This is a genomic window from Fructilactobacillus frigidiflavus (assembly GCF_044054575.1).
In the GTDB taxonomy this organism is placed as follows: Bacteria; Bacillota; Bacilli; order Lactobacillales; family Lactobacillaceae; genus Fructilactobacillus; species Fructilactobacillus frigidiflavus.
Map to the genome: position 1 here is coordinate 864578 of NZ_CP168716.1, position 26231 is coordinate 890808.

Here is a 26231-nt window from a genome sequence, read left to right on the forward strand (position 1 = left end):
CGGTGGTTATAATATTGGCAAAATAATTAAGTTAGGGAGAAAATTATGATAAAAAATTTAAATGATGTTGTGCGATTTTTATTTTGTGAAGTATTTACCATCTGTTTAATCATAAAATCAGGAATTAATCTTCATTCTTTAAGTATTGAAGTAATTTCACCAGTTTTGATTGTAATCTATTGGTGGATCTTTATGGCTCCTAAATCAAATCAGCGATTAAATGAAATTGGCAGAATTTTTAGTGAGTTTGTGATTTTCGGTGGTACAGGATTATTAACTTATGTATGTATCTCTCAAAAAATGGGAGTTATTTACTTAGTAATTGCATTGATAAATACCATTTTAGAACATGTTTTGCCTACAAATTATATTGGAAAAGAAGAAAATCACTAATGAAAAATAGCAAAGAAACTAGAACAAAAATACTGAAAGCTGCCAAAGAACTATTTTCTGAAAATGGAGTTGAAAATACTTCAGTTCGAGACATTGCAAAAAAGTCAGACTGTTCGCATACGACCATTTATTTATATTTTAAAGATAAAGATGAATTGTTTAATGAAATTGCTTATGAACCATTACAAAAATTATATGAGGAGTTGAACATGATAAATAATTCTGCTGCTGATAGTTCTGAAAAATTTAAAAGTATTTGTTTATCATATGTAAAATTTGGGCTTAAGCAGAAGCAATTTTATCCTCTGCTAAGTACTTTTAATGGAGAAAAGATTGATAAAGATGATTTCAAGCATCAGGTAAATATTGTTAGAGTGAAAATTTTAAAGATAATCAAAGAATCAATTATAGAAATTTTACCCAATGACATTAAAGATGATGAAACTTTAAGTTTAACCAGAGGAATCTTTTACTTTTTACATGGAACTGTTATGACTTATGTTACATCACATGAATCTTTAGATAAATTTATGCCACGTGTTGAAAAAACAGTAAATGATTTTATTGATTTTTCAATTTTAAGTAAGAGGGGACCTTATTAAATGAAATATTTTATTTTCGGTTGTGAAGTAGTTGCGATGATTTTATGGATAATTTATGGGGTTAAGTCTATTATATGGAAATGTGTTGGAATCATCGTTATCATTGCCATTTCTCAATTAGCGCATATAGTTTTTAAAGCTAGATAATTATTAGACGGCAATAAAAAAAGACCAATCATAAAGATTGGCCTAATCACACTGACTTGCAATCGGGAAGAGATGCTGCAACTTCTCTTCCTTTTTTGTTGATTATATTTTAACATAGTTTTTTAAAGGAGAGCAATTTTTATGATTAAAACAAGTATTATAAAACACGGTAAATCGCAAGCTATTTTAATTCCAAGTTCTTTATTAAAGAAGCTTGGGATTGATAAATCAGCAAATCAAATTGTTCAACTATCATATGATGATAAAAATAATGCCATTTTAGTTAAAAATGGAACTTCTCGATTAATGCAAAAATTTGGTAATCAAGTAAAGCTCCCAAAACAAAAGGAATTCGATTGGGGAACTAATTGTGGTAAGGAATTTTCTATCTAATCCGCAAAAGCAAACTACCTAACCACATTTCTACTAAACTAAGTAACAAGCAGACGAAAATTAGGATCAGTAAGATTAACCATAAAGCGGCAATTAATAATAGGATACGATTTAGGGTTAGTTGAAAAGTAAGACTGATGCTCTCTAAAAAACCACCGATAATACTAAGGGCCGTAATTACCATGAAAAAACTAGGTAAGCCGGTGTAGCTAGAATGTAAATCTTGACTAGATAAACTAAAGACGGTCGAACTAATCATCCCAATTAAGATGATTAAAATGAGCTGGTTAACGATTCCAGCATTTAGAAAAGCAGTTGTGATGTTTCCTAACCAAGTGGTGGTAATTTGCACAATAAAATTAATGATGTTGGTGGGACTTAGTTGATTAACTTCATCGACTGGAATAGCTGTGTAAATTGGATGACACAGGAATTTAACTAATAACCAACAGACTAGCAAGCCACTAAAGAGAGGGCCTAAACCAATGAAAAAGTTGCTCAAAGTTTGGTACCAACTGCGGGGGTTATAACTAGACTCGACACTGCCTAAACTTCCATCTTCTGGATGGAAGTTTAATAATTTAATTTGGGTAATTTTGTGGCCGAAAATGAGGGCAAAAGCCGCGTGACCTAGTTCATGAATAATAACGCCTAAACCACCGAGCCAGTATTGTGATTTAAAGCTGAAGTTATTAACCATGTAGCCCTTTAAATTACGGGCTAAGTAATAACTAATGAGACCGTCAAGCAGGGGTAAGCCAATCAGGACAACTGCTAAAAAGATGAAAAGGTAGAAAATATTAATTCCGATATTGATAAACATAAGCAATCCTTTTTAAGTATTTGAATATGAATATTATACTCCGAAGCTAACAAAAAAGCCGCAAGTTCAATGAACTCACGACTTTTACTAACTGCTGTGGTTGGGCTCGAACCAACGACATCCTGATTAACAGTCAGGTGTTTCTACCAACTGAACTACACAGCAAGAATGTTGTTACTTAGCAATCATGTTGCTAACTGACGTGGCTGGGCTCGAACCAGCGACATCCTGATTAACAGTCAGGTGTTTCTACCAACTGAACTACACGTCAATGTTTGTGACTTTGATCAATTAATGATCAACTGCTGTGGTTGGGCTCGAACCAACGACATCCTGATTAACAGTCAGGTGTTTCTACCAACTGAACTACACAGCAATGATTTGTTTCACTTGAGTACATGAACTATAGTATCATCTGATATTCGTTTATGCAACTCTATTTTCGTATTTTAATTTTAAACGTTCCACTTTCGTGTTTTATTAGCAAATGATGTGATAAAATATTCGTGTTTTTGATTAAATTGGTTAATCGTGAATGGTTTTAAGTAGGTTAGCCTAAAATTGTCCGTGATCTGGTTACTTAAATCGTGAAATTGGCCTAAAAATTAGCGAAAAAAGTTTTAATTTTAGCTAATTTTTTTATAATTTAAGTAAAATGAAGGGAATGTTTGGGTTTCGGAGGCTGATTTAAGTCTGGTATAATGATTTTAATTTAGAGAAATGGAGATTTAGCATGAATAAAAAATTTATTTTTTTAATTTTTACTTTTTCAATTTGCGTTATCGGTTTAATTTCTAGTACACTTCATTCATTTAAAAATGAATATCTCCTGCAATACTTTGGGCTCAGTAGTAATTTAGCTGGCGGAATTCACGTATTAGTTTCTTTTGTGATTGTGGTCATAATTGTTTATGATCTTTGGCACAATCGTAAGCCGAAAAAATAACTACCTTTTGCTTTCAAACTGCTACAATTAAAGTATTAAGTTTTTTGGAGATGAAATGATGGACTCAAAAAGAAAAAATCTTCAGTTTGTCGGAATTAGTGCTTTAATTGGAATTTTAACCGGGGTAGTTATCTCGGCCTTTCGGTTTTTAATCGAAAAAGGAATTGAATGGAGTTTAACTGGTTATGCCATGATTAATCATCATTTGATATTCTTATGGTTAATCATTCCGTTATTCATTGGCCTTGGCATTATCGTTGGGCTTTTGATGCGTGGGAATCCCAACATTCGAGGATCGGGAATTCCCCAAGTGGAAGCGCAATTAGCGGGTAACTTAGAAATGAACTGGTTCTCAGTTCTCTGGCGGAAGTTTGTTGCCGGAGTTTTGACGGATGGAACCGGAGTTTTTATGGGGCGTGAAGGTCCTTCGATTCAATTAGGGGGAGCAGTTGGTCAAGGAGTTGCCCAAGGGTTTAAGCAACACGGTTCTGATCGACGGCTTTTGATTGCCACAGGAGCTGCGGCTGGGTTATCGGCCACGTTTAGCGCACCGCTAGCCGGAACTTTCTTTGTCATGGAAGGTATTTACCGTAACTTTCAGCCGACAGTGTGGTTATCGGCACTAACTGGAGCCGTGACCGCCAATTTTGTTTCCTTGAACGTTTTTGGCTTAACCCCTGTGTTACCCATTTTTTATAAACAAGTTTTTCAACCGATGGATTATTGGAAATTGCTGCCGTTTGGCTTAGTTTTAGGGGTTTTAGGTTATTTCTATAACCGGGGCTTATTAGATTTTCCCTTGTGGTATGCCAAAATTCGGTTAATTCCGTGGTATTTTTACTGTTTGATTCCGATTTTGTTAGTTATTCCAATTGGCATGTACTTTCCAGCTTCCGTTGGCGGAGGAAGCAAACTGATTATGATGGTTTCAACGCACAGTTATCCTTTACAATTAATCGTCTTTTATCTACTTTTACGGATTGGCTTTGGCTTGATTTCCTACGGCGCGGGACTTCCAGGCGGATTTTTTATGCCAATTCTAGCAGTTGGCGCTTTGATTGGGGCGGCCTTTGGCACTGGAATGCACCAAATTGGATTATTGGATAGCGTTTATCTCAATAACTTTATTGTCTTTGGGATGGCGGGCTACTTTACGGCAGTTAGTAAAGCACCATTTACCTCGATTATTTTGATTACGGAGTTAGTGGGGAGCACGCATAACTTTATGTCACTGGCAATCGTGGTTCTAATTGCTTACTTATCATCTGATTGGTTAGGCAGTCAACCAATTTATCAAGCTTTATCTGAACGCTTGACGCGGGTTAAACGTTACCTTGATTCCCATGAGCCTACTGATTTAGTGAAAATGCCAGTTTATGAATACAGTCAACTTGCTAATGAATTTGTCAAAAACGTGAAGTGGCCGGGTGAATCAATTTTAATTACCATTAAGCGGGGGAATTTAACCATTATTCCGCGCGGTAAAACTAAAATTAAACCGGGCGACGTGCTTTACGTTTTAGCTCACAAAAATAACGTGGGCTACCTTACCAAAAAGTTAAAGGAATTGACCACGAGTTATTAAGTGGAGGGTAAAACAATGGATGTAACGGAAAAATATGATGAGTATGTACGTTTATCAAAAATGACCTATGCGGAAGCCGTATCGACTTTATTGGAAAAATATGGTTCAGCTGAACACAATTATTTCACTGAAGCCGCTTATGATAAATTTCTGAGTGGGGTTAATAAAACACTCACGAAAGCTAAGGGGGTTAGTCGGATTAAGGAAGGGCTATACTGTCATCATATTGATGAAATCAAGGCCTTGAACTTAAGTAATCCGCGTTTCATTATGCACTATCGTTATCCCTATGCTTATCAATTAAAGGAACAGCTGGTGTATTGTAATTTAATTGAGCATTTGATCTTACACGCGTTGATTACTTACGAAACGAAACGGCAATTTGGTTTTCCGGGTTTTCAAATTTTAGCGCAACAAGTTAATGATTGGTACGTTCAAAATCATGTTCCAGGCAAAACCAATTGGCAATATCAACCCTATCTAGCGGCTTATTTACCCAAAGATTTGGTCGAAAAATTAAATCCCCAGTTGAATCGCTTAGTAAACTTAGGAGCTACGACAACTGCCGAGTTACAACAAATTTTAAACGAAAATAAAGAAGCCTAATCCACACGGACTAGGCTTCTTTTTTAATACTATTTAAAAATTTGCTTGAAACGATTAGTAACTTTCTCAAACAATGATTCAGGTGGAAAGACAGGACTATATTTGCCAATCTCATGAATGAAAGTTTGTTGGGCTGATTTACCTTTCGGACTTTCGTACTTAAAGTATTCTCCCTTATCATTCATGAAGAAACCATCGACGTCGTCTTGGGAATAAACATTAATAATGTTTTCGATTTGATCCACTTGGTCGGGGGCTAAGATTGGAGCCGCTAATTCAACTCGGTTATCCATGTTTCGGGTCATTAAATCAGCAGATGAAATCCAGTAAGAAGTTGTTTCATCGTAAAAGGCATAAATTCGACTGTGTTCCAATAGTTCGCCGACAATACTTGAAATCACGATGTTTTCTTTCGGTCCACACACGCCTAATTCTAAACAACAAGCACCTCGCACCACTAGGCGGAAGGGGACTCCTACCGAAGCGGCATCGTAAATGGCCGCAATCACATCGACATCGGTTAAAGAATTAACCTTTAGGAAGACGTGACCTTTTCCAGTTGCTTGGTAGTATTTTTTTACTTGTTGGATATTTTGAATTACCATGTCTTCAATTCGGTGAGGAGAAGCGGTTAACACTTCATACTTTGGTGGATCAACAATTGGTTGTTCCAAGTAATTGAAGAAGGCTGCTAAATCTTTTACATATTTCGCACCACTTGAGAAGAGGCTTAAATCAACGAATTGTTGGGCAGTTGATTCATTGTAATTACCGGTTCCGATTTGCACGTAGCCTTTTGGTTCGGGACCATCATCAGTTAACACTAAACAAGTTTTACTGTGCACCTTCATGAACTTTTTCCCAAAAACAATGTTACAACCCGCATCTTCGAGTTCACCGGTAATTTTTAGATTGTTCGCTTCGTCAAACCGAGCCCGAAGTTCAATCATGACGGTCACTTTGATACCTTTTTGGGCGGCTTGTTTCAATAACTCGATGACCTTAGATTGATGAGCAACCCGATAAATGGTTTGTTTAATGGCAACTGTTTTGGGATCAGCAATCGCGGCTTTTAGAAAATGTAAAAATTGATCAAAGGAATCATAAGGGTATTGTAACAATAGGGCATGCTGGTCTAAATATTCCAACATCGAGTGTTGGTCATCCCATTGTGCTGGGTTAAATTTAGGGTAGCTGAGGTTGGGATGCTCTTTCGCAAGGCGTTTGACAATTTTAAAGAGGAAGGTTAAATCAACGGGGCCGTTAACGATGTAAAGGCTGTGTTTATTGATGTTGAAATTCTTCATAAATGATTTAACAAAGCTGGGGTCCAAGTCCGTGGTTTTTTCGACTTCAAACATCGTAATCCGACCTTTTTCCCGATCAGCTAAGTAGTGGCGCAGGTTATTAATCGTATCAGCGTTGTTGTCGTCTTTTTCGACATCTAAGGAAGCATCGAGATCCCGGATGATCCGGAAAGTCACGATGTCTTGGATTTTTCCGTCATCAAAAAGGTTTGATAAGTTATTGCGAATCAAATCTTCAATCATAATGTAGGTGTCTAAGTCAGCGTCACCTTTAATTTTGACTAAGCGATCAAAATCCGTCGGAATCGGCACAATTCTAATTTTGCGTTTATCCTTAATTTTGACTGATACTCCCAGCGCCATCCGCTTATTCTTGAGAAAGTCTAAATTATAGTTGCCATCATAAGTGGTAAAACTCAAAAAGGGCAGAATTCGTTGATCAAAGATTTGATTGGCTTTTGCCGTTTGGTTTTTATCTAAATTTTGATAACTGGTGAGGTTACAAAAGCGATTTTCAAACAGTTGTTTATCCAGTTGAGCATAGTAGTTGTATTGAATTTCAAAGTTTTGTTCGTTGCGTTTGTGCAAACGTTTCAAAATTTTGGAATAACGTTCGCCCGATTTAGCTTCAACGCCATCTTTAGTTAGATATTCCTGCGTTTGTAAACTAGGAACTCGAACGCTGTAAAATTCGTCCAGATTATTGGCGGCAATCGCTAAAAAGGCAAGTTTGTTGTTAAATGGTGTAGTACTTTGGTTGGCTAAGTCGATGACGCGGCGGTTAAATAGGAGCCAACTTAAATCGCGATTGTAGCATTTTCCTTCATAAAGGTTAGTCGTGTCCATCTTTTTCTCCTTTAATAAAAGTAGCGTAATCAATTTCAACTTGTTTGAGGTAGTTATTCGCAAAGCCCACGAAGGCCTTGTTCATCCAAGGTTGACTTTGAAGGTAACCAATAATCATGGGGAAGGTTTGTGATTGGCTGTGTGCGCGCGCTAAGAGACTCATGCAGACCGAAACGTAATCACAAAAAGCGGCCCAGTCGAGTTTTTCGAGTTTAATGGAACCCTTCATGTCCTTGAATTGACGGACATAAAAACTGTATTTTTTGGTGTTAAAGTAGCCTAAAAAGATATCAGAAGAACTTTGCAAAATGCGTTGACATTCTACAATTTCTTCTCCAGAAGAACGATGCTTATCAGTGTAAATTTCTTCGTTTTGGTAGATGGGAAGGGCTTGTTTAACTTGTAACACAATGTAGTTGCCGTTTGGGTCTTCTAATAAAATTAAGTAACAAAGCGTTCCAACACTTCCCACTCCAACACTATGACGCACGATATCCACAATGCTAAATTTAGCTAAGAATTGGTGAACATCGCTGCGCGTGTGTTTGAGATAGTGGGCATAACCTTTCGTTAGACGACTGTAAGTTTTGTCGCCCACGTGTTTGGTAACGGGACTATTTTCAATGAATCTGCGTTTGCCGTCTTTGACTTCCGTATATTTTTGGACAGCATAATCAGAATTACTCCGAAGGGCTTTTTGGACCGTTTTGTTAACTAGTTTTAAGTAAGAATCGTTGAATTCCGTGCGATCATCATGAATCGCATCAAAGGTCGAAGCGATGTTGGGTAAAGTATTGGGCATGATGAAGCGTTTCGTAGCAGATAAGTTCATCAAGTGCACCAAAGAATTTAGGTAGGTATTCATGACTTTTTCCAGGTAGGGATTGACGTCTTTTTCAATGTCAAAACCTTGTTGTTTCGCCACTAAGAGGGCACTGACTAACAAACGTTTGACGTCGTATTCCCAGTGACCGACATGGGATTCATCGAAGTCGTTCATATCAAATAAAAGTTGGGCTTCAGCTGAACCGTAGTAACCAAAGTTACCTAAATGAGCATCGCCCCCGATTAAGGCTTTAATCCCACTGGCGTAGTGGTTGTCTAAATCGTAGTTCATGATATCGACGGTACCCCGATAAAAGGCAAAGTCGGATTTTGACATCCGTTCCCGTTTTAAATGAAGCAATTTTTTGTAAAGCAAAGAATTCCGGACGTTCATAATTTTTTTGATGTCCCGTTGTTGGGCATCAAAACCAGCAATTTTATCGAGTGTAGCATCAAGGCCAATCCGATTACCCGCGTTGATGAGCTCGTTATAATCTTTGGACATGATGTCGACTTGATCAAATTTGTAGGGAATGCTATTTTTTTTGTGCATAGTTAGTCCTTTCTAAAACCTAGTATCTAACTCCAATTATAATCTTTATGCCGTCGGTTTGTCGTGCTAAAATGGATTTTGTGTTTAAAAAAAGAGACGCAAGTCTTGGACAAGGCGGAAACTAATTTCCGACCTAAATTTGTAAGGGAGAGATACGGATGTTTGATAGTTACAAGCGAGTTTTGACGAACTTGCCCACGTATTCGCACAATGTTTTTCGCAAGGGGTACTTTAAGTGGTTGTTAGAGCAGTTAAAGGGCTGGAGTAAGATTTCTTACGCGATTGTTGCAATTAACTTTTTATTGCAATGTTACATTTTAGCCACCACGATTGGGTTACCAGGGATGGTTTGGCCAACTATTTTTGGTTTCTTTGGTTCTAATTTAGCTGTCCTTTGTGTTTGTGGAATTTCAAACCGGTCAGCGATTAATGGCTGGGCTGGCTTATTATCAGCCATTTTTATAATTGCCTCTGCTGCGTTAGCGCATAACTGGGCCAACGTTGTGGAACAATTGATTTATGCAATTTTCTTAGATTTATTCTGTATTTTAGATCCAAAATGGGAAAATGATATCCATGCGGAGTCGTTTAAATCCTGGACGGAATGGATTAAATATTTCATCTTTTTTGGGATTGCGTGGGGGATTATCTATGCCATCTTCTCCCTTACCAACGACGCGAACTTGTTTTGGGATTCACTAACCTTAGCGTTAGCCTTAACGGGATCGTTACTAGAATTGAACTTGAAAAAAGAACAATACATTGTTTGGATTTTAGGCAATCTAACGGCAATTTGTTTGTGGTTTGCTTCGATGAAGCAGGGGACTGCTAGTCCGGCGCTCTTTATTACCTACATGATTTTCTTTGCTAACAGTTTAACGGGAATGAAGTGGTGGTATTCTGAAGCCAAAGCACGGGAAAAACGATAAAAATAAATAAAGCACTTGGAAAATTGAAATTAATCAATTTTCCAGGTGCTTTTTATGATGTTTTTAATTTATTCACCCAGACCGGTGATTGCGTACTCGAGGGATAAATTTGTTTGAAGTGGTGAAACTTAAGTCCGGCTTGATTAGAAACTGGAGTTTGGTTTCGTAAGACGTCGTTGACGATATCAATGGTATTTTGATAGCGATTAAATTGACTAGTATAACTTCCCGAACCACTGACCACGGTAATGAACTCGTGTCCTTGTTGGTCTTTCATTAGGCCAGTAAAGGCACCACCAGAGTTAGGGGTGGAACCACTTTTAAGACCTTCAAACTGCAAGTTGAGGGGATTTTGTAACTGGGGAAGAATCTTAGTTTTTAAACGATGATACTCGGTCTGCTTGACGTGGCGTTGTCGGTGATTAGTGTAATAAACTAACCGATTGCGGTGATAATAAGAACGCAAGTTAGGGTTAAGCTGTAAGTTTTTACGAGCTAAAAAAGCTAACTGTAAGACGGTGGCTTTATTTTCCGCGGTGGGGGCTGCAGTGGGAACTTGAAAGGCAAAGGCGTCTTTGTTTTCCTGACCAGCAGCGTTATACCACTGTGATTTAGTCAAATTAAGTTCTCGAGCCCATAAATTTAAGGCTTGGTATTGGGAAAGTTCGGCAGGTTTGATGAAATCAGCCAGCGCTAATGCAGCATCATTGGCCGAATTCGTGTACATTGCATCAAATAAGGATTGGACCGTCACTTTTTGACCCGCGTGCATGTTTAAATGCGCATAAACCTGGTCATCTTTGGCGGACCAGTCCGTTTTGGGATTGATGGTAATTTCATCATGCCAGTGTAATTTTCCCGCATGAATTTGTTTTAGGGTTTCATAAGCCGTTAACATCTTACTTTGGGAGGCAATTCCAACCAGTTGTTGAGCATTTTTTTCGGCGACGATTTGGCCTGTTTTGGCATCAACGACAATGGCACTTTTAACTTTTGTATTAAGTTGTAAAGGTTGAGCGTTTTTGTTGGGCACAGTTTGGGGAGTGTAGGGACTTAACCAGACCCACAGTAGCAAACAACTGCCGAAGCATAAAGCGATTAAACCGATGATCGCGTAAAACTTAGCCTGGCGTTTTCGGTGGTGCTGTTTCAGGTTGTGCGCTTGTTGTCGTTGGAAAAAATGACCCCTTGGGGATGGATTTTCATTAAAATTCATTAGGCAAAAAGCTCCTATTTTAAATCAGATTGATTCTTTTATTATAACAGACTTAATTTGCTGAATTTGCTGCGTTTTCCTTAAGAAATTGATTAAGTACCGTGGCCATTTCCGCATAGGTTTGTGAATTAGGGTGAAGGCGTTGATCGCCTAATTTTTCTGCGTAATTATTAATCGTCAGTAAATTGGGAGCAATTTTTCGCCAATTTAAAACGGGAATTTGATTAGCGTGATAAACTTCGGTTAACTTATTTAGTAATTCAGCAAACGAATATTGGGCTAAACCGGATACGGAATAATTATCCATGCTGCCATCAAAGCGATTAATTGGAAGAATCCCAAAAATTTTAATTTGCGGATTTTCCTGTTTGATGTGAGTGAGGTTCGTTTGTAAAATGCTACCAAGGATTTCCAGGGTTTCTGCGCGATGGGCAAAATCATTGGTGCCGTAAAAAATCGTTGCTAATTGATAGTTTCTAAAGTCGTGCGTGTCGACTTGAAAGGTTAAATCCCGTTCAGATCGACCGACAATCGTGCCGGCATTGACACCCGCATTGGTAATTTGTAAAGCAGGATTAAGCTGCTTTAGATAGTAGGAAACGTTTTTTTCTAAATCGTGGTGGCCATCAAATCCGTTCGTGATTGAGTCACCTAACATAATTAAACTTTCGGTTTTAGACATGATAAAACTCCTTTATACGTATTATTTAAGTTTATTTTAACTTATTTTTCAGAAATTCTTAAGGAATGATTGCGACAACTAAAATCATCATTTATAATTGAGACAGATGATTACTTTTTGGAGGGTTTAAAGTGAGTTATAAGCGAGTAATTTTAGTAGATTTAGCTGCCTTAGGTCTTCGATCTGACAACGAGTCTGCCCAACACAATTCAGATAATGATACCATTTTGACCCATGTGCTCAACCAGTCATCGGATTTTGCGTTGCCGGCTTTGCATAAGCTGGGGTTCTTTAACGTCTTTTTTAATGACAATGAAGAGGTTAATCCGCAGATTGCGGCGACGTATGGCTTGACCAGAACGAGATGTATCGTGAACAAACCCTGTTCTGGCTTACGGGAAATGTTTGATTGTTCTTTGAGTTATCGGGTTTCAAGTGTCTTTGAAGAAACGGCCAAACAAACGCGTTCCATCATTATTTCCAAGTTTGTTAGTTATCTTTTTTCGCAAGAACTAAGCGATATTTATCAAGTTAGCACCGATGAAGAAGCTTTTGCCGAACTTGATCACCAACTGGAAAAAAATGATGCCGGCTTTTTCTACACCCAATTGCCTCAGTTACAAGAATTAGCGGAAGCGGATGATTTTGACGGCTTTAGCGATGAACTCGCCGTCGTTGATCATCACTTGGCTAATCTAATGAATAACTTGCGCGATGATGACTTATTGATGGTCGTTTCTAGTCGAATTGGGGATAATCGTTCTCGTGACGGTTTTTCCACTTATAAGATTCTACCAGTCATGATTCATGATAACGCTTCTACTTGTCACCACTTCACTGATGAACCTTATGTTTGTGAAGTAGGGGCCACCGTGTTAGCGGCCATGGGCTTGCAAGATCAAGTTGTCTCGCCCAAACATAGCTTATTACCCTGTATGAAGTAACGATTGCATTGATTATTACTCTGATTTTCGAAAGGAATCTATCTAATGAACACTTATTTGCTCGTTAATATTCTTGGTGTTTTTGTCTTTCTTGGAATTGCCGTTTTATTTTCTAAGAATCGGAAAAGCATTAACTGGCGTTCAGTTTTAGTTGTTTTAGTACTTAACTTAGTCTTAGCTTTCTTCTTGACTAACTTTAGTTGGGGTCGTGACATCGTGAAAGGTGCCGCTCAAGGGTTCCAATGGCTAATTAACATTTCTTATACGGGGATTGCCTTTGCTTTTCCCGATTGGGTGCATGTTAAGCAAATGAACTTCTTTACCGCCGCTTTACTTCCAATCTTGATGATTGTGCCAATGTTTGATATTTTAACTTACTTTGGGATTCTTCCCTTCTGTATCAAATGGATTGGTCGTGGAATGGCTTACGTAACTGGTCAACCTAAGTTTGAATCATTTTACGCAGTTGAAATGATGTTCTTAGGAAACACTGAAGCCATGGCCGTTTCAAGTGTGCAATTAAAACGCATTTCTCCCGAACGGGTATTGACCATTGCGATGATGTCAATGTCATGTATTACCGCTGCGATGGTGGGTGCCTATGCCCAAATGGTTCCAGGTGAATATGTTTTAACGGCGATTCCGTTGAACATTTTAAATGCGATTGTGATTACCAACCTTTTGAACCCGGTTAAAGTTACTCCTGCCGAAGATGTGATTTATGAAATTGGTAGTCCTGCTGATGATAAACAAATTGCAGAAGAAGTGGTTGCTGACAAGCCAGGTAAGCCAGCCAAAGAACCATTCTTCTCTTTCTTAGGGGATTCAATTTTAGGAGCCGGTAAGTTGATCTTGATTATCGTAGCGAACGTAATTGCGTTTGTTGCTTTAGCTGCTTTAATCAGTAAACTACTTGGTTTGATTAATCCTTGGTTATCACTTGAACACATTTTGGGGGTAATCATGTTCCCATTTGCTTGGTTAATGGGTCTTGATGTTAACCATGCGTTCCAATTTGCCCAATACATGGGAACTAAATTGGTAACGAATGAATTCGTGGTAATGGGTGAAATTGCACCTAAGATTAACAACTTACACATCTTTAGCCGTCACTTCCAAGCTGAATTAACGGTCTTCCTAACTTCGTTTGCTAACATTAGTACGGTTGGAATGATCATTGGTTGTTTGAAAGGGATTGTTGATCGGAAAAAGAATGATATGATTTCGAAAAACATTGGTTACTTATTCTTGTCTGGGATTTTAGTTTCATTAATGTCAGCTGGAATTGTAGGAATCTTTGTTTGGTAAAAACTTGGAAGAGTGGCCGCGTGCCGCTCTTTTTTGTTTTCAATATGTTAAAATGACTTTAATAAAAAGAAATGGATGTGAATAAGATGCCACTTATGCGAATTGATTTAGTTAAAGGAAGAAGAACGCCTGAACAAATTAAACAAGTGATGCAACTTGCTTATGATGTGACTCGTGATACTTTTGGGGTGCCAGCCGATGACCGTTTTCAAATTGTAACGCAACATGAACCTTACGAAATGTGTTTATTAGATGCTGGACTAGGGATTGAAAGAACTGAAGATGTCATTTTAATTCAAATTCTTTCAACGCCACGGACATCTGGTCAAAAGAAAGCCTACGCAAAAGCTGCTGTCGAAGCCTTTCAACGGGAAATGAACTTGCGTCCCGAAGATTTAATGATTGTCTTTGCGACTAATCATGCCGAAGACTTTAGTTTTGGCTTAGGAAAACACCAATTTCTTGATGGAGAACTCTAATGACAAAAATTATCATGGATACTGATCCTGGAATCGATGATGCTGCGGCTCTTTCTGTTGCAATTAATCATCTAGAACTAGACGTTGCCTTAGTAACGACGGTGGCTGGAAACGTGACCGTTGATAAGACGACCATTAATGCTTTGAAAATCATTAATTTTTTTGGTAAAGGCGACCAAATTCCGGTAGCTGCTGGTGCTGATCAACCCTTAATTAAACCGTTTGAAGATGCCGCTCGGATTCATGGTGAATCTGGCATGCGGGGTTATGAATTTAAAGGTGAGTTACCGAAGCCACTTTCAGAAACAGCTGTGCAAGCAATGCACCGGGTGATTATGGCCAGTGACGAACCAATTACGTTAGTGGCGACTGGTTCATACACAAACGTCGCTTTACTCTTTGCCGAATATCCCGAAGTTAAGGCTAAATTAACCGGAATCGTTGCGATGGGTGGAACTTTAGGTCGAGGAAATATGACGAGTGCCGCCGAATTTAACGTTTTCACTGATCCTGAGGCAGCCAAGATGATGTACCAATCAGGAGTCCCAATTGTGATGGTTGGCTTAGATGTTACCAATAAGGCGTTAGTGACTCCTGAAACCCTAGCTGAGATTGAAACAATGAATCCAGCCGGACAAATGCTTCATGATTTGATTATCAGTGATGGTGACCGGAACGAACATGGAGTAGCGATGCACGACGTGAACACCATTTTTTACTTGTTGCATCCTGAATTCATGACGACGAAAAAATTGTGGATTGATATTCAAACGGAAGGTCCCGCCAATGGAGAAACGGTGGCTGACATCCGTGGCGCTTATCATGATGGTAAAACGAATGCCGAAGTTTGTCTGGATATTGATGCCCAAGCGTTTAATGACTGGTTTAAGGAACAAGTTCGGAAAATGAAATGATTTTTGGAGAAATTTATGACAACTTTTTTAGTTGGAAAAGATAAAAATTGGATTAGAAAAAGAACAACTTGGGATTTTTTTGATGCACTTGAAGCTTCAAAAAATGGTGATACTATTGTGCTTGATTCAGGATACAATTGTTTATTTGATGATGATATTATTATTGATAAAAATATAACAATTTCTGGTAATATTCATAATAAAAAAGGAAAATTACTTTTAGATAGTTTTATAAGTCCAATATTAGTTAAAAATGGAGCTAATGTTACTTTAAACAACTTAGCAATGAATATGACTAATGTTGATGGTACTGGATTAACTATAATGGAATCATCTAATGTTAATATTAATACATTTCTTTTTAAAGATTATGATGAAAGTTCTAATTCAAAAAATATAATTAAAGTTCAAAACAATTCAAATGTGAATTTTAATAAATTAATTTTAAGTTCAAAAGATGACAGTAAAATAACTTATAATTTTTTTGTTGAAAATTCAAATGTTCTAATTGAAGATAGTGAAGTTAATGTAGCTTTAAAAGTTAGAAATCTTTCAAATTTAAAAATTAAAAACTCTGATTTAGAATGTCTTATGTACTATGTAATAGATGCAAGCGAAAAATCAGTTATCGATATTGAAAATTCAAGAATTAAAAATTATAAAAGTAAATATACAACTATCAAACTTAATGATACAAAATTTGTATCAAAGGATTTAATAGTAGATTCAATAAATGCAGAGTTAACTAGTATCATTGCTAATAATACGGCTATTAATGAGTATATAAGTATGAATAATTCAAGTATAACTTCTGATCTTTTAAGTATTATTGGTAAAAATGATGAAAAAATAAATCTTTGTGCTTACGGAAATTCTAAATTAAATATAGATACACTTGCTTTTGGAAGAATCACAGATCCTAATATTAGATTAGAAAATACTATTGACTATAATGTAAAAACACTTGTAGTTCTTGAATTTGATAATAATAGAAATTCTTTAGCAGAAGATACAAATGGTAATTTTATAATAAAGGGGCAAGAATGTGATATTGAGTGGTTTAATGATATTAAATCTACTAATTCTATAGACTCATCTTCTAATGGTATAATTAATTCATCTGAAGAAATACATGGAAAATACGATATATCACCATTTGATAAATTAGATGAAATGGTAGGTATTAAAAGTGTTAAATATAAAATTGGAGAATTTATCGCAGTTGCACAGTTTAATAAAAAACGTGCGGATCAAGGAATAAAAAATTCTGATGTTACTTTACATTCATTGTTTCAAGGAAATCCAGGTACAGGTAAAACCACAGTAGCTAGGATATTGGGTGAATTACTATATGATAAGGGAATTATTGATAATGATAATTTTGTAGAAGTTACGCGTTCAGATTTAGTTGCTGAATATGTTGGACAGACGGCAACTAAGACAAGAAACGTTTTGGAAAAGTCCCTAGGTGGTATTTTATTCATTGATGAAGCGTATACTCTATCCTCTGGAGGAACTAATGATTACGGAATTGAATCAATAAATGAGATATTAAAATTCATGGAAGATCATCGAAATGATATTGTAATCATTTTTGCTGGATATACTGATGAAATGATAAATTTTTTAAATTCCAATTCTGGATTGAAAAGTAGAATACCGAATATTTTTGATTTTGAAGATTACACAGTTGATGAACTTATTGAAATTGGTTTGAAACAACTAAGCAATAATGAATATAAAGTTGATGAAAAAGAGTATAGCCATTTAGTTAGAAATAACTTATCAAAAAATAATGATAATAGTAATGGTCGTTGGATTAGAAACTTAAACGATACAATTATCAAAAAAATGGCCATTAGAAATGCAATTGAAGATGGAAACGATGTTATTAACATTTCTAGTGAAGATTTAAAAAAATCATTAATAAATTAGTGTAGTTGACTGAAAAAGATTGGATAATCTCCAATCTTTTTTGTTTTCTAGCTAACTAAAAGTTTAAAATTTAGTTATAATGGAGTATAGATGTGCAACTATTGATCGATTAAAAAAGTTAGGAGTTTCAGATGACACCAGAAGAATTTAGACAGGCGTTAGCCAAACAAGGGTTTGCGTTATCTGACCAGCAAATGCAACAATTTAAAGACTACTTTGAATTGTTAGTGGAGTATAACCAAAACGTTAATTTAACTAACATTACGGAACGCAATGACGTATACCTTAAGCATTTTTACGATTCCATTTCACCTGCTTTTTACGTTTCTGATTTAAAGGAAGCGAAAAGTTTAGTTGATGTGGGTGCCGGGGCGGGTTTTCCTTCGATTCCGTTAAAAATTGTGAACCCTGATTTACAAGTTACGATTGTGGATTCTCTTAACAAACGAATCGTTTTCTTACAAAAATTAGTTAGTCAATTAGGTTTGACGGGTGTGAACCTTGTTCATGCCCGCGCTGAAGAATTCGGTGGTCGTCGCTCCAAAACTCGCGAAAGCTTTGATTTAGCCACGGCCCGCGCTCTAGCCCGCTTGAGTGTCATGAGCGAACTTTGTTTACCCTTAGTCAAAATTGGTGGGAAATTAATTGCAATGAAAGCTGCTAAAGCACCAGAAGAATTAGCAGATGCTACCAAGGCCATTCACGTACTTGGTGGTAAAGTAACGGAAGATTTTTCGTTTAAATTACCAGAAAATGATGAAGAGCGTCATATTATTGTAATTGAGAAGGTCCGAAAAACGCCGATTAAATATCCGCGTAAAGCTGGAACACCCAATAAAGAACCCATCAAATAAAGGAGGACATAAACCATGGCACATGTGATTGCGTTAGCAAACCAAAAAGGTGGCGTCGGTAAGACAACGACCGCCGTCAATTTGGGCGCTGGCTTAGCTAGTGAAGGAAAACGCGTTTTGATTGTTGATTCTGATGCCCAAGGCAATGCGACTAGTGGAGTTGGGATTAGCAAACAAGACATTCAACAAGATGTTTATGATGTTTTAGTTAATGAAGAACCAATTGAACATGTCATTATGCATTCCGCTCGGGAAGGCTTAGACATTGTTCCAGCGACCATTCAACTTTCTGGAGCAGAAATTGAGTTAACTCCCCAGATGGCCCGAGAAACTCGATTACAAAATGCGTTAAAACAGATTGATGATCAGTATGACTTTGTGTTGATTGATTGTCCTCCTTCCTTAGGGTTGATTACGATTAATGCCTTTACGGCCAGTGATTCGATTTTAATTCCGGTGCAAAGTGAATACTATGCCCTCGAAGGGTTAAGTCAATTATTGAATACGGTGCACCTGGTGCAAAAACACTTTAATCCTGATTTATACATTGAAGGAGTACTCCTTACGATGTATGACGCTCGGACTAATTTAGGGGCCCAAGTTAACGAAGAAGTCCGTAAATTTTTCAAAGAAAAAGTTTACACGAGTATCATTCCCCGGAACGTCCGCCTTTCAGAAGCACCATCCCACGGGCTTCCCATTATTGACTACGATCCAAAATCAAAAGGTGCCAAAGTGTACATGAAATTGACAAAGGAAGTGTTAGCTGCCAATGACAAATAATAGTAAAGGGCTTGGTCGTGGACTGGATGCCTTATTTGACGACAATGATATCAATTTGAGCGATGAAGCAGTCCAAACGTTGAATTTGGAAAACTTAATTCCGAATCCTTATCAACCACGAAAGAAGTTTGATAAGCGTGCTTTAAATGATTTAACTGAATCAATTAAGGTATCGGGCGTTTTTCAGCCAATTATCGTGCGTCAGCCCAACAAAAAAGAAACTAAATTTGAAATTTTAGCCGGAGAACGCCGGTTTAGAGCTTCCAAAGCAGCTGGCAAAGAAACGATTCCAGCAATTGTGCGTGATGCGACGGATGAACAAATGATGGAAATTGCCGTCATGGAAAACTTACAACGGGAAGATTTAAATCCGTTAGAAGAAGCTAAAGCATACGAAATGTTGATGACTCATCTTGATATTACCCAGGTCGAAGTTTCGCGGCGGTTAGGCAAAAGCCGACCATATATTGCCAACTATCTTCGTTTATTAAACTTGCCTCCTGAAGTGAAGACGATGTTACAAAAAGGGCAACTTTCAATGGGACAAGCCCGGACTTTATTGGCCGTTAAAAATAAAACTGAATTAATTAAATTAGCCAAAAAGGCCGCTGATGAAACGTTAACGGTTCGTCAATTAGAAAAATTAATTAACGCTTTGAATCCTAAGACAGATAAGAAGAAAAAGACTAACCAACTTAAAAAATCTCCCTATTTACGTGAAGGGGAAGACCGGTTACAAGATAAATTTGGAACCCGCGTGGCGATTAATGAAACTCGGCCTAAATCAGGCAAAGGTAAGATTGAAATTGACTACCTTTCGAATGCTGATTTAACGCGAATTTTGGCATTACTTGATATTCATTTGGACTAAGGAGCGATTTTTATGTACGAACTACACGATGTGGTGGAAATGAAAAAAGCCCATCCTTGTGGCACGAACCGCTGGGAAATTATTCGGATGGGTGCTGATATTAAATTAGAATGTTTAGGTTGTGATCATTTAGTGATGATGACCCGCCGTCAATTCGAAAAACGGATGAAAAAAGTCTTAGAAAAACATACTGAAGAATAAGAAAGAGGTAATGATAAATGGCACTAACTGCTGGAATTGTAGGCTTGCCAAACGTCGGTAAGTCAACCTTATTTAATGCGATTACAAAAGCGGGAGCTGAAATGGCGAACTATCCGTTTGCTACAATTGATCCAAACGTGGGAATGGTGGAAGTTCCTGATAAACGGTTAGACCGAATTCAAGAATTGATTCCGGCTAAGAAGGTGGTACCTACGACCTTTGAATTTACTGATATTGCTGGGATTGTAAAGGGTGCCAGTAAAGGTGAAGGACTGGGAAATAAATTCTTAGAAAACATTCGGCAAGTAGACGCGATTGTGCACGTGGTCCGGGCATTTGAAGACGACAACATTACCCACGTGGCTAATAAAGTTGATCCCGTAGCTGATATTGAAACCATTAACTTAGAACTGAGCCTTTCTGATTTGGAAGCGGTTAATAAACGCTTGGCCAAAGTGGAACGGGCTGCTAAGGGAAATGATGATGAAGCTAAAGAACAATTAGCCGTAATTGAAAAAATTAAACCAGTGCTCGAAGCTGGTGGATCAGTTCGCGATGTTGCTTTAGATGAAGAAGAACAAAAAATCGTTAAAGGCTTCTTTTTATTAACTTCTAAACCAGTGCTTTACGTTGCTAATATTAGCGAAGACTCGATGGGTGATCCTGAAGCTGATCAATTATTCCAAGCAGTTAAAAAATACGCGAATGATCACGGCGCCGAAGCCATTGGAATTGCGGCAGAGAGTGAAGAAGAAATTGCAGAACTTGATGATGCTGATAAACAAGAATTTTTGGATGCAGCTGGGGTGGAAGAACCTGGTTTAGATAAATTAATTCGGGCTGCTTATAAACTATTAAGCCTGGAAACCTTTTTCACTGCTGGTGGAAAAGAAACCAAAGCTTGGACTTATTTAAAGGGCACCAAGGCACCGCAAGCTGCTGGAATTATTCATTCTGACTTTGAACGAGGCTTTATTCGAGCTGAAGTAATGTCATTTACGGACCTTGACGAATTAGGTAGTGAACAAGCAGTGAAAGAAGCTGGTAAATTACGAGTTGAAGGAAAAGAATATGTCATGCAAGATGGTGACATCGTGAACTTCCGTTTCAACGTATAGGAGAAAACATGAGCGATTTAGAAAAAAACCAACGCAATGCAGCGGCCCAACAGCGACGTAACAAGGGTCGAAAAGCGACTTATGAAGAATTCGATCAGTTAGGATTAACGAAACGCAACATCGAATACCTAGTTCGGTTTAAAGCTGCTTTAGCAGAAACTAATGTCCCAGCTGAAAAACAAGCTGAGACCATTAAAACGATGATTAATGAAGTTATCGCAGCCCAAAAGAAGGGGATTACTGCGAAAGGGCTTTATGGAACAGTTACTGAAAAAGTGACATTGACGGTTAACCCACCCCGTAAACCAGCCGGTCCAATGACTAGGGAACGCTATGTAATTGATGCAAGTTACAACGTTTTGTGGTTCTTAATTCTCTTTAGTTTTATGTATGCAGCCATGTTTTGGGTGTCACCAGCACAAGCTAAACAAGGAGGAGTGGCAGGAATCACGAGTATCATTCTCTCTTCAGTCGTGGCTGGAATTGGGATGCCAGTTATTACCCAATTATTTGCGCCGGGAGTAAAACACAAATATAATGGTTTGATTCGTTCAATCATGATGGTATTACTATTTATGATTTGGATGATCGTCTTCTATGGTACTAACTTATTACCTGCAGGCTTGAATCCTGTGGTCTCACCAATTGTTGATGTGGTAATTGGGGTATTAGCCTTAGTTGGAGTATTATACATGCGGACCAAATATACGATTACAAGTGGTTTATTCGCTGGTCGTCGCTAATTTTAAAAGTCTTTTTCTGCGGAAAAGGGCTTTTTTAATTGCTAAGTTTTTCTTATAATCGCGCCATTTACTTTCTTTTGAGAATTCTTTTGGTTAGAATTAATTAAAAGTCAGATTCAGAAAGGATTTATTAAATTATGAAAATATTAGTTGTCGATGATGATCGTGAAATTGCTCAATTATTAGAGATTTACATTAAAAATGAAGGTTACACTCCACTTGCTGCTTATAACGGGGAAGAAGCCCTTTCCATGTTGCATACCAATAGTGACATTGGTTTAGTAATTTTGGATATTATGATGCCTGGAATGAGTGGAATTGAAGTTATCAATGAAATTCGAAAAGATTCTCAAGTTCCGATTATTGTGCTTTCAGCTAAGACAGAAGACATGGATAAAATTCAAGGCCTAACTTCTGGAGCCGATGATTACGTGACCAAACCCTTTAATCCGCTAGAGGTAATGGCACGAGTTCATTCATTGTTACGGCGTAGTCAAAACAACGTGACGAACGATGAACCAGATGTGATTGAAATTGATGGGCTTAAGATTAATAAAGATTCCCACGAAGTTACTACCGAAAATGGGACTAAGATTCAATTAACCGCCATCGAATTTGGCATTTTATACTTATTGGCTAGTCATCCTAACCGAGTTTTCTCCGCTGATGAAATCTTTGAACGAGTTTGGAAACAAGAAAGTGTCATTTCAGCTAAAACCGTCATGGTGCACATGAGTCATTTACGGGACAAGATTGAAGAAGCAACTGATGGAAAAGACATCATCAAAACCGTTTGGGGTGTCGGCTACAAGGTTGAAGGTTAGTCGTGAAAACGAATTCGAGTTTCAAACTTAAACGCAATGAGCGCCAAGAACTGTGGATTGAAGGTTTTTTAACCATGGGCTTGCTGCTCTTAGTCGACTTTGCAGTGGGAAACATTTTGGTTAACTTTATTCGGAATAATCAAGGGGTTACGGATGGAATTTTCATCATTAAACAATCCGTGACGTTCGGTCCCTTTCAACAACCACTGCTTAGTTGGGAAGGGCTCTTTTGGCTAATCATGTTAGGGATTGATTGCTTAGTGGTGTGGTGGCGCTTAATTCGAATTTATAAACGAATTGAAATTAGCCGCATCATTGATGAATTACACTACATTTCAGATGGTCATTTTGAACATAAAATTCCGTTTCAGCTCACGGGAGACAACGAACGGGTGGTTACGAGCGTGAATTTCTTGGTTGATAATGTGATTAAGTCGATGGAAGATGAACGGCGAATTGAGAAATCCAAAGATGAGCTAGTTACCAGTGTGAGTCATGATTTGCGCACGCCGTTAACGTCGATTATTGGATATTTAGGGTTAGTTGAAGAGCACCAATACCAATCAGAAGCTGATTTGTTGAAGTACTGTAAGATTGCTTACGAAAAAGCCCAACAAATGAAATTGCTAGTGGATCAATTATTTGAGTACACTAAGGCAAATAATCTAAAACAACGGCAATTGGAGCTAAATCCGATTGATGTTAATCAATTATTAACCCAATTAGAAACTTCTTTTGCGTTAGAAGCGGAAAAAAAGGGCATCAAAATTGTGGTCAAACCGCTAAAAAAAGATGTGTTGATGTCGTCAAATGCCGAACTGGTCGGGCGAATCTTTAATAACCTAATTACGAATGCGATTGCCTATGGTGAAGGGGCAAAAAAGATTACGCTGAGTGCCAAAGTTAAAGGTGATCAGGTTCAGTTTACGGTTGCTAATGACGGTAAGAAAATTCCGGCAAGTGTCACCGAACGAATTTTTGAACGGTTTTACCGGGAAGAAAGTTCACGCAACACTAATACTGGTGGTAGTGGACTAGGGTTAGCGATTGTAAAAGAAATCATTCAAAATCAAGGTGGTTCCATTAAGGTAACTTCCAATGATCGCTTAACTTCATTTGTGTTTACTTTACCGATTAAAGGGAAACAAACGATGCAACAGAGCTAATCACAAGGTTAGCTCTTTTATTTTGTATTCGGTTTCCGAGAAACTTTTTTAACAAATATCGATTAAATGGTTTTTTATTTGAGCTACATACAATATAATTAAAGTATTGGATATAAAGTATAATTTAAGCTGAAGTCACTATTTGGAGGATTTCAATTGACAAAAATGGTAGCGAATCCAGAAGTTCCAGCCTGGCGCCGGAACTTTCAGATTTCATTCCCGCTAGATATTAGTTACATTCCGATTGGTTTGGCTAGTGGTATCTTATTGCACGCAGCAGGTTTTAACTTTTTCAACACGTTGTTACTTTCACTACTAGTTTTTTCCGGGGGAGCCCAGTTCTTAATTGCATCAATGTTAACGATTAATTCGCCATTACTGACAATTGTATTGATGCTGTTCTTCTTGGAATTAAGATATGCGTTATTAGGTTCGAGTCTCTCGAAGTATTTACACGGGCAAAGTACGTGGTTTACCCTTTTATTTTCGGCTTCGATGAATGATGAAAACTACGCCGTAAATTATTTGAAGTTTTCCACTGATAAGAAATTTACGACGAAAGATGCCCTTCAAATCGAGCATTGGTCATTATCCTTTTGGACCATTAGTAACGTCATTGGGAGTTTACTTGGAACCGCAATTCACATTGATTTAACGGTCGTTCATTTTGCGTTAACGGCGCTATTTCTCTTTATGATTGTGATGCAGGTTAAATCCTATTTGAAAATTTTAATTGCATTTGTAGCTGCTGGTTTAGCAATTTTCTTCTTGACGTTGACTAAGTCAACCTTAGGATTAGTTTGTTCTACCTTAGTAGCTTCATTTATTGGGTTCCTAATTGATAACTATCTCAGACGTCGTTGGATGAAAACCCACCACAAGAGTCGTTGGATTAAGATGTTCAAAAATCCAGCGGGATCGCCTAAAGAAGATTAGAGGAGAAATAAAAAATGGAATGGAACGGATGGCAACATTTTCTGTTAGTAATACTTTGTTTTTTTGTAGCTTTATTACCTCGATTTATTCCCCTCTACATCTTTAGAACCCGGAAAATTCCTAAGTGGTTTAACGAATGGATGGAATTCGTGCCAATTTGTTTGTTTACTTCCTTGGTAGTTAAAGATTTATTTATTACGAAAACTTATGATTTTACGTTACAGGGTCATTTACCTGAATTAATTTCTAGTGTCGTCGTCATTGCGATTGCCTTTTGGACACGTTCCATGGCATTATCAGTAATTATCGGACTAGGGTTAGTTTTTGCCCTTGCAATGTTTCTCTAAAAATAAAAAGTTCTGGCTGACAAGCTAGGGCTTTTTTGCTTGATTGGGATCAAATGAGATTAAGGCTGTGTATGATATAATGATACGTAAACGTAATCTTTTAATTTTTTGTACGGAGGAATGGGTTTAATGAAGAAATGGATATCAGGATTGATTATCCTAGTAGTAGCAATTGCTGTGGGCGGGTGGCTGTACGTCGATCACGCCAATCAAGAAACCACGTACCGCACCAATCTGGATAAAGGAAACGTCTCCTTAAAAAATCAAGACTACCACCAAGCTAAAACCGACTTTAAAAAAGCGCTTTCGGCTAAACCAGATTCGCACCTTGCCAATGGTTCTGTGAGCCAAGTGGAAAAGTTTATGGATGGGGAACGTGAACTAAAAGCAAATGATTTTCAAACGGCGAAAGATTCGTTTCAAATGGTTGCGAATGCAGCAAATGGGTCGACTGATTTAGCAAAGCAAGCCCAACAAAAAGTTGAGTTAATTAATTCAGTAAATCAGAATATTCAACAATTTAATGAAATTTATAAAACTGCCGTTGAACAACATAATGCTAAAAGTTATGCGCTTTCTAATGGAACCTTGAGTCAAATTTTACAAGACGAGCAAATCAAGCAAGCTTACTACGAAGATGTGGTGGTCAAGGCAAATGATTTAAAAAAATCAAACGATAAAGCACTGAATGTAAAAATTAGTAAGCCTGTTAATCAAGTAACCAATAGTGATGCGAGTTCCGTAAGTACCAATGTGGATCCTAATAACGAGACTGATTTAAGTAAATTCAATGTTTACACGAATCCACAGGAATACGCTAATCGATTTACTGATAGTGATTCAAATTCTACTCCGGCAGTTGGAAATAACTCTAATGGTCCTGATACTGACCCATATAATGTCTACACGAACCCTGAAAAGTACGCAAACCGATTTAATTAATTGATAGGAGAAA

The 26231-nt window shown here is 37.5% G+C and carries 29 protein-coding genes and 3 tRNA genes; 24 read left to right on the top strand and 8 right to left on the bottom strand.

From position 1 onward, the window contains the following. The first annotated feature begins 45 nt into the window (after positions 1-45). The 4 genes from ACEPSS_RS04315 to ACEPSS_RS04330 all read left to right on the top strand — a co-directional run bounded on the left by ACEPSS_RS04315 (position 46) and on the right by ACEPSS_RS04330 (position 1535). Positions 46-393 carry a YrdB family protein gene (locus ACEPSS_RS04315; protein ID WP_395317728.1) on the top strand — a complete coding sequence of 116 codons (348 nt, stop codon included), beginning with the start codon at positions 46-48 and terminating at the stop codon, positions 391-393. Next, positions 393-995: a TetR/AcrR family transcriptional regulator gene (locus tag ACEPSS_RS04320; RefSeq protein WP_395317729.1), complete on the top strand. Its 603-nt coding sequence runs from the start codon at positions 393-395 to the stop codon at positions 993-995. Before ACEPSS_RS04315 ends, ACEPSS_RS04320 begins: the two co-directional genes overlap by 1 nt. After that, positions 996-1142 (top strand): hypothetical protein, encoded by a 147-nt coding sequence (locus ACEPSS_RS04325; RefSeq protein WP_395317730.1) that lies wholly within the window; start codon positions 996-998, stop codon positions 1140-1142. Positions 1143-1283: 141 nt separating this feature from the next. Next, complete coding sequence (locus ACEPSS_RS04330) at positions 1284-1535, top strand: hypothetical protein (RefSeq protein WP_395317732.1); 252 nt, start codon at positions 1284-1286, stop codon at positions 1533-1535. Here the strand turns inward: ACEPSS_RS04330 and ACEPSS_RS04335 are convergent. The 4 genes from ACEPSS_RS04335 to ACEPSS_RS04350 all read right to left on the bottom strand — a co-directional run bounded on the left by ACEPSS_RS04335 (position 1528) and on the right by ACEPSS_RS04350 (position 2734). After that, the gene (locus tag ACEPSS_RS04335) at positions 1528-2358 is read right to left on the bottom strand and encodes a hypothetical protein (RefSeq protein WP_395317734.1); all 831 of its coding nucleotides are present in this window, start codon (positions 2356-2358) and stop codon (positions 1528-1530) included. The genes ACEPSS_RS04330 and ACEPSS_RS04335 overlap by 8 nt on opposite strands. 91 nt (positions 2359-2449) lie before the next feature. After that, a tRNA-Asn gene (locus ACEPSS_RS04340) sits at positions 2450-2523 on the bottom strand. A 32-nt stretch (positions 2524-2555) separates the two neighbouring features. Continuing rightward, a tRNA-Asn gene (locus ACEPSS_RS04345) sits at positions 2556-2629 on the bottom strand. A 31-nt stretch (positions 2630-2660) separates the two neighbouring features. Further along, positions 2661-2734, bottom strand: a tRNA-Asn gene (locus ACEPSS_RS04350). Between the two features lie 357 nt (positions 2735-3091). On the opposite strand from ACEPSS_RS04350, the gene ACEPSS_RS04355 reads away from it, so the two are divergent. Genes ACEPSS_RS04355 through ACEPSS_RS04365 form a run of 3 tightly spaced genes read left to right on the top strand, consistent with a single transcriptional unit; the run spans position 3092 to position 5495 of the window. Further along, a complete protein-coding gene (locus ACEPSS_RS04355; protein WP_395317736.1) occupies positions 3092-3304 on the top strand; it encodes a hypothetical protein in 213 nt (70 codons plus the stop codon). 55 nt (positions 3305-3359) lie between these two features. After that, a complete protein-coding gene (locus ACEPSS_RS04360) occupies positions 3360-4889 on the top strand; it encodes a ClC family H(+)/Cl(-) exchange transporter (RefSeq protein WP_395317738.1) in 1530 nt (509 codons plus the stop codon). Between the two features lie 15 nt (positions 4890-4904). Beyond that, entirely contained in the window at positions 4905-5495 is a 591-nt protein-coding gene (locus ACEPSS_RS04365; protein ID WP_395317740.1) for a hypothetical protein, read from the top strand. Between the two features lie 29 nt (positions 5496-5524). On the opposite strand, the gene ppk1 is transcribed toward ACEPSS_RS04365, so the two are convergent. Together ppk1 and ACEPSS_RS04375 are read right to left on the bottom strand one after the other, a co-directional pair. Beyond that, positions 5525-7648, bottom strand: coding sequence for a polyphosphate kinase 1 (ppk1, locus tag ACEPSS_RS04370; protein WP_395317741.1), 2124 nt, complete (start codon positions 7646-7648; stop codon positions 5525-5527). Next, the gene (locus ACEPSS_RS04375) at positions 7635-9026 is read right to left on the bottom strand and encodes a DUF2252 domain-containing protein (RefSeq protein ID WP_395317743.1); all 1392 of its coding nucleotides are present in this window, start codon (positions 9024-9026) and stop codon (positions 7635-7637) included. Before ACEPSS_RS04375 ends, ppk1 begins: the two co-directional genes overlap by 14 nt. Positions 9027-9184: 158 nt before the next feature. Here ACEPSS_RS04375 and pnuC point away from each other — a divergent pair, with 158 nt between their 5' ends. Beyond that, a complete protein-coding gene (pnuC, locus tag ACEPSS_RS04380; protein WP_395317745.1) occupies positions 9185-9955 on the top strand; it encodes a nicotinamide riboside transporter PnuC in 771 nt (256 codons plus the stop codon). 52 nt (positions 9956-10007) lie between these two features. On the opposite strand, the gene ACEPSS_RS04385 is transcribed toward pnuC, so the two are convergent. Then, the gene (locus tag ACEPSS_RS04385) at positions 10008-11171 is read right to left on the bottom strand and encodes a serine hydrolase (RefSeq protein WP_395317747.1); all 1164 of its coding nucleotides are present in this window, start codon (positions 11169-11171) and stop codon (positions 10008-10010) included. Between the two features lie 52 nt (positions 11172-11223). Beyond that, a complete protein-coding gene (locus ACEPSS_RS04390; protein ID WP_395317749.1) occupies positions 11224-11853 on the bottom strand; it encodes an SGNH/GDSL hydrolase family protein in 630 nt (209 codons plus the stop codon). 131 nt (positions 11854-11984) lie between these two features. Between ACEPSS_RS04390 and ACEPSS_RS04395 the strand changes: the two genes are divergently transcribed. The 16 genes from ACEPSS_RS04395 to ACEPSS_RS04470 all read left to right on the top strand — a co-directional run bounded on the left by ACEPSS_RS04395 (position 11985) and on the right by ACEPSS_RS04470 (position 26218). Beyond that, on the top strand, positions 11985-12797 hold the full coding sequence (locus ACEPSS_RS04395) for a phosphopentomutase (protein ID WP_395317751.1): 813 nt from the start codon (positions 11985-11987) through the stop codon (positions 12795-12797). A gap of 45 nt (positions 12798-12842) precedes the next feature. Beyond that, positions 12843-14105: a NupC/NupG family nucleoside CNT transporter gene (locus tag ACEPSS_RS04400; protein WP_395317752.1), complete on the top strand. Its 1263-nt coding sequence runs from the start codon at positions 12843-12845 to the stop codon at positions 14103-14105. 95 nt (positions 14106-14200) lie between these two features. Further along, on the top strand, positions 14201-14584 hold the full coding sequence (locus tag ACEPSS_RS04405; protein ID WP_395317754.1) for a tautomerase family protein: 384 nt from the start codon (positions 14201-14203) through the stop codon (positions 14582-14584). Further along, positions 14584-15498 carry a ribonucleoside hydrolase RihC gene (rihC, locus tag ACEPSS_RS04410; protein ID WP_395317756.1) on the top strand — a complete coding sequence of 305 codons (915 nt, stop codon included), beginning with the start codon at positions 14584-14586 and terminating at the stop codon, positions 15496-15498. The genes ACEPSS_RS04405 and rihC overlap by 1 nt, the downstream gene beginning before the upstream one ends. Positions 15499-15513: 15 nt before the next feature. Further along, a complete protein-coding gene (locus ACEPSS_RS04415; protein ID WP_395317758.1) occupies positions 15514-17433 on the top strand; it encodes an AAA family ATPase in 1920 nt (639 codons plus the stop codon). A 131-nt stretch (positions 17434-17564) separates the two neighbouring features. Next, on the top strand, positions 17565-18287 hold the full coding sequence (gene rsmG, locus ACEPSS_RS04420) for a 16S rRNA (guanine(527)-N(7))-methyltransferase RsmG (protein WP_395317760.1): 723 nt from the start codon (positions 17565-17567) through the stop codon (positions 18285-18287). Between the two features lie 15 nt (positions 18288-18302). Beyond that, a complete protein-coding gene (locus ACEPSS_RS04425; RefSeq protein ID WP_395317762.1) occupies positions 18303-19070 on the top strand; it encodes a ParA family protein in 768 nt (255 codons plus the stop codon). Beyond that, positions 19060-19941, top strand: a complete 882-nt coding sequence (locus ACEPSS_RS04430) for a ParB/RepB/Spo0J family partition protein (RefSeq protein WP_395317764.1) — start codon at positions 19060-19062, stop codon at positions 19939-19941. Before ACEPSS_RS04425 ends, ACEPSS_RS04430 begins: the two co-directional genes overlap by 11 nt. A 12-nt stretch (positions 19942-19953) precedes the next feature. After that, positions 19954-20142, top strand: coding sequence for a DUF951 domain-containing protein (locus ACEPSS_RS04435; RefSeq protein ID WP_395317766.1), 189 nt, complete (start codon positions 19954-19956; stop codon positions 20140-20142). 17 nt (positions 20143-20159) lie between these two features. Further along, complete coding sequence (ychF, locus tag ACEPSS_RS04440) at positions 20160-21260, top strand: redox-regulated ATPase YchF (RefSeq protein WP_395317768.1); 1101 nt, start codon at positions 20160-20162, stop codon at positions 21258-21260. An 8-nt stretch (positions 21261-21268) separates the two neighbouring features. Beyond that, complete coding sequence (locus ACEPSS_RS04445) at positions 21269-22003, top strand: DUF1129 family protein (protein WP_395317770.1); 735 nt, start codon at positions 21269-21271, stop codon at positions 22001-22003. A gap of 137 nt (positions 22004-22140) precedes the next feature. Beyond that, the gene (locus ACEPSS_RS04450; protein ID WP_395317772.1) at positions 22141-22827 is read left to right on the top strand and encodes a response regulator transcription factor; all 687 of its coding nucleotides are present in this window, start codon (positions 22141-22143) and stop codon (positions 22825-22827) included. Between the two features lie 2 nt (positions 22828-22829). After that, complete coding sequence (locus ACEPSS_RS04455) at positions 22830-23993, top strand: sensor histidine kinase (protein ID WP_395317774.1); 1164 nt, start codon at positions 22830-22832, stop codon at positions 23991-23993. A gap of 165 nt (positions 23994-24158) precedes the next feature. Further along, complete coding sequence (locus tag ACEPSS_RS04460; protein ID WP_395320492.1) at positions 24159-24929, top strand: AzlC family ABC transporter permease; 771 nt, start codon at positions 24159-24161, stop codon at positions 24927-24929. Between the two features lie 14 nt (positions 24930-24943). After that, complete coding sequence (locus ACEPSS_RS04465; RefSeq protein ID WP_395317776.1) at positions 24944-25276, top strand: AzlD domain-containing protein; 333 nt, start codon at positions 24944-24946, stop codon at positions 25274-25276. Between the two features lie 129 nt (positions 25277-25405). Further along, positions 25406-26218 (top strand): hypothetical protein, encoded by an 813-nt coding sequence (locus tag ACEPSS_RS04470; RefSeq protein WP_395317778.1) that lies wholly within the window; start codon positions 25406-25408, stop codon positions 26216-26218. Positions 26219-26231: the final 13 nt, after the last annotated feature.

What these genes read in the sequence shown, in the direction of transcription:
- ACEPSS_RS04390 (WP_395317749.1), bottom strand. Translation starts at nt 11,853, where the DNA reads ATGTCTAAAACCGAAAGTTTAATTATGTTAGGTGACTCAATCACGAAC.
- rihC (WP_395317756.1), top strand. Translation starts at nt 14,584, where the DNA reads ATGACAAAAATTATCATGGATACTGATCCTGGAATCGATGATGCTGCG.
- ACEPSS_RS04450 (WP_395317772.1), top strand. Translation starts at nt 22,141, where the DNA reads ATGAAAATATTAGTTGTCGATGATGATCGTGAAATTGCTCAATTATTA.
- ppk1 (WP_395317741.1), bottom strand. Translation starts at nt 7,648, where the DNA reads ATGGACACGACTAACCTTTATGAAGGAAAATGCTACAATCGCGATTTA.
- ACEPSS_RS04415 (WP_395317758.1), top strand. Translation starts at nt 15,514, where the DNA reads ATGACAACTTTTTTAGTTGGAAAAGATAAAAATTGGATTAGAAAAAGA.
- ACEPSS_RS04460 (WP_395320492.1), top strand. Translation starts at nt 24,159, where the DNA reads ATGGTAGCGAATCCAGAAGTTCCAGCCTGGCGCCGGAACTTTCAGATT.
- pnuC (WP_395317745.1), top strand. Translation starts at nt 9,185, where the DNA reads ATGTTTGATAGTTACAAGCGAGTTTTGACGAACTTGCCCACGTATTCG.
- ACEPSS_RS04325 (WP_395317730.1), top strand. Translation starts at nt 996, where the DNA reads ATGAAATATTTTATTTTCGGTTGTGAAGTAGTTGCGATGATTTTATGG.
- ACEPSS_RS04385 (WP_395317747.1), bottom strand. Translation starts at nt 11,171, where the DNA reads ATGAATTTTAATGAAAATCCATCCCCAAGGGGTCATTTTTTCCAACGA.
- ACEPSS_RS04335 (WP_395317734.1), bottom strand. Translation starts at nt 2,358, where the DNA reads ATGTTTATCAATATCGGAATTAATATTTTCTACCTTTTCATCTTTTTA.
- ACEPSS_RS04445 (WP_395317770.1), top strand. Translation starts at nt 21,269, where the DNA reads ATGAGCGATTTAGAAAAAAACCAACGCAATGCAGCGGCCCAACAGCGA.
- ACEPSS_RS04435 (WP_395317766.1), top strand. Translation starts at nt 19,954, where the DNA reads ATGTACGAACTACACGATGTGGTGGAAATGAAAAAAGCCCATCCTTGT.
- ACEPSS_RS04355 (WP_395317736.1), top strand. Translation starts at nt 3,092, where the DNA reads ATGAATAAAAAATTTATTTTTTTAATTTTTACTTTTTCAATTTGCGTT.
- ACEPSS_RS04470 (WP_395317778.1), top strand. Translation starts at nt 25,406, where the DNA reads ATGAAGAAATGGATATCAGGATTGATTATCCTAGTAGTAGCAATTGCT.
- ychF (WP_395317768.1), top strand. Translation starts at nt 20,160, where the DNA reads ATGGCACTAACTGCTGGAATTGTAGGCTTGCCAAACGTCGGTAAGTCA.
- ACEPSS_RS04405 (WP_395317754.1), top strand. Translation starts at nt 14,201, where the DNA reads ATGCGAATTGATTTAGTTAAAGGAAGAAGAACGCCTGAACAAATTAAA.
- ACEPSS_RS04365 (WP_395317740.1), top strand. Translation starts at nt 4,905, where the DNA reads ATGGATGTAACGGAAAAATATGATGAGTATGTACGTTTATCAAAAATG.
- ACEPSS_RS04400 (WP_395317752.1), top strand. Translation starts at nt 12,843, where the DNA reads ATGAACACTTATTTGCTCGTTAATATTCTTGGTGTTTTTGTCTTTCTT.
- ACEPSS_RS04375 (WP_395317743.1), bottom strand. Translation starts at nt 9,026, where the DNA reads ATGCACAAAAAAAATAGCATTCCCTACAAATTTGATCAAGTCGACATC.
- ACEPSS_RS04330 (WP_395317732.1), top strand. Translation starts at nt 1,284, where the DNA reads ATGATTAAAACAAGTATTATAAAACACGGTAAATCGCAAGCTATTTTA.
- ACEPSS_RS04425 (WP_395317762.1), top strand. Translation starts at nt 18,303, where the DNA reads ATGGCACATGTGATTGCGTTAGCAAACCAAAAAGGTGGCGTCGGTAAG.
- rsmG (WP_395317760.1), top strand. Translation starts at nt 17,565, where the DNA reads ATGACACCAGAAGAATTTAGACAGGCGTTAGCCAAACAAGGGTTTGCG.
- ACEPSS_RS04465 (WP_395317776.1), top strand. Translation starts at nt 24,944, where the DNA reads ATGGAATGGAACGGATGGCAACATTTTCTGTTAGTAATACTTTGTTTT.
- ACEPSS_RS04360 (WP_395317738.1), top strand. Translation starts at nt 3,360, where the DNA reads ATGATGGACTCAAAAAGAAAAAATCTTCAGTTTGTCGGAATTAGTGCT.
- ACEPSS_RS04320 (WP_395317729.1), top strand. Translation starts at nt 393, where the DNA reads ATGAAAAATAGCAAAGAAACTAGAACAAAAATACTGAAAGCTGCCAAA.
- ACEPSS_RS04430 (WP_395317764.1), top strand. Translation starts at nt 19,060, where the DNA reads ATGACAAATAATAGTAAAGGGCTTGGTCGTGGACTGGATGCCTTATTT.
- ACEPSS_RS04315 (WP_395317728.1), top strand. Translation starts at nt 46, where the DNA reads ATGATAAAAAATTTAAATGATGTTGTGCGATTTTTATTTTGTGAAGTA.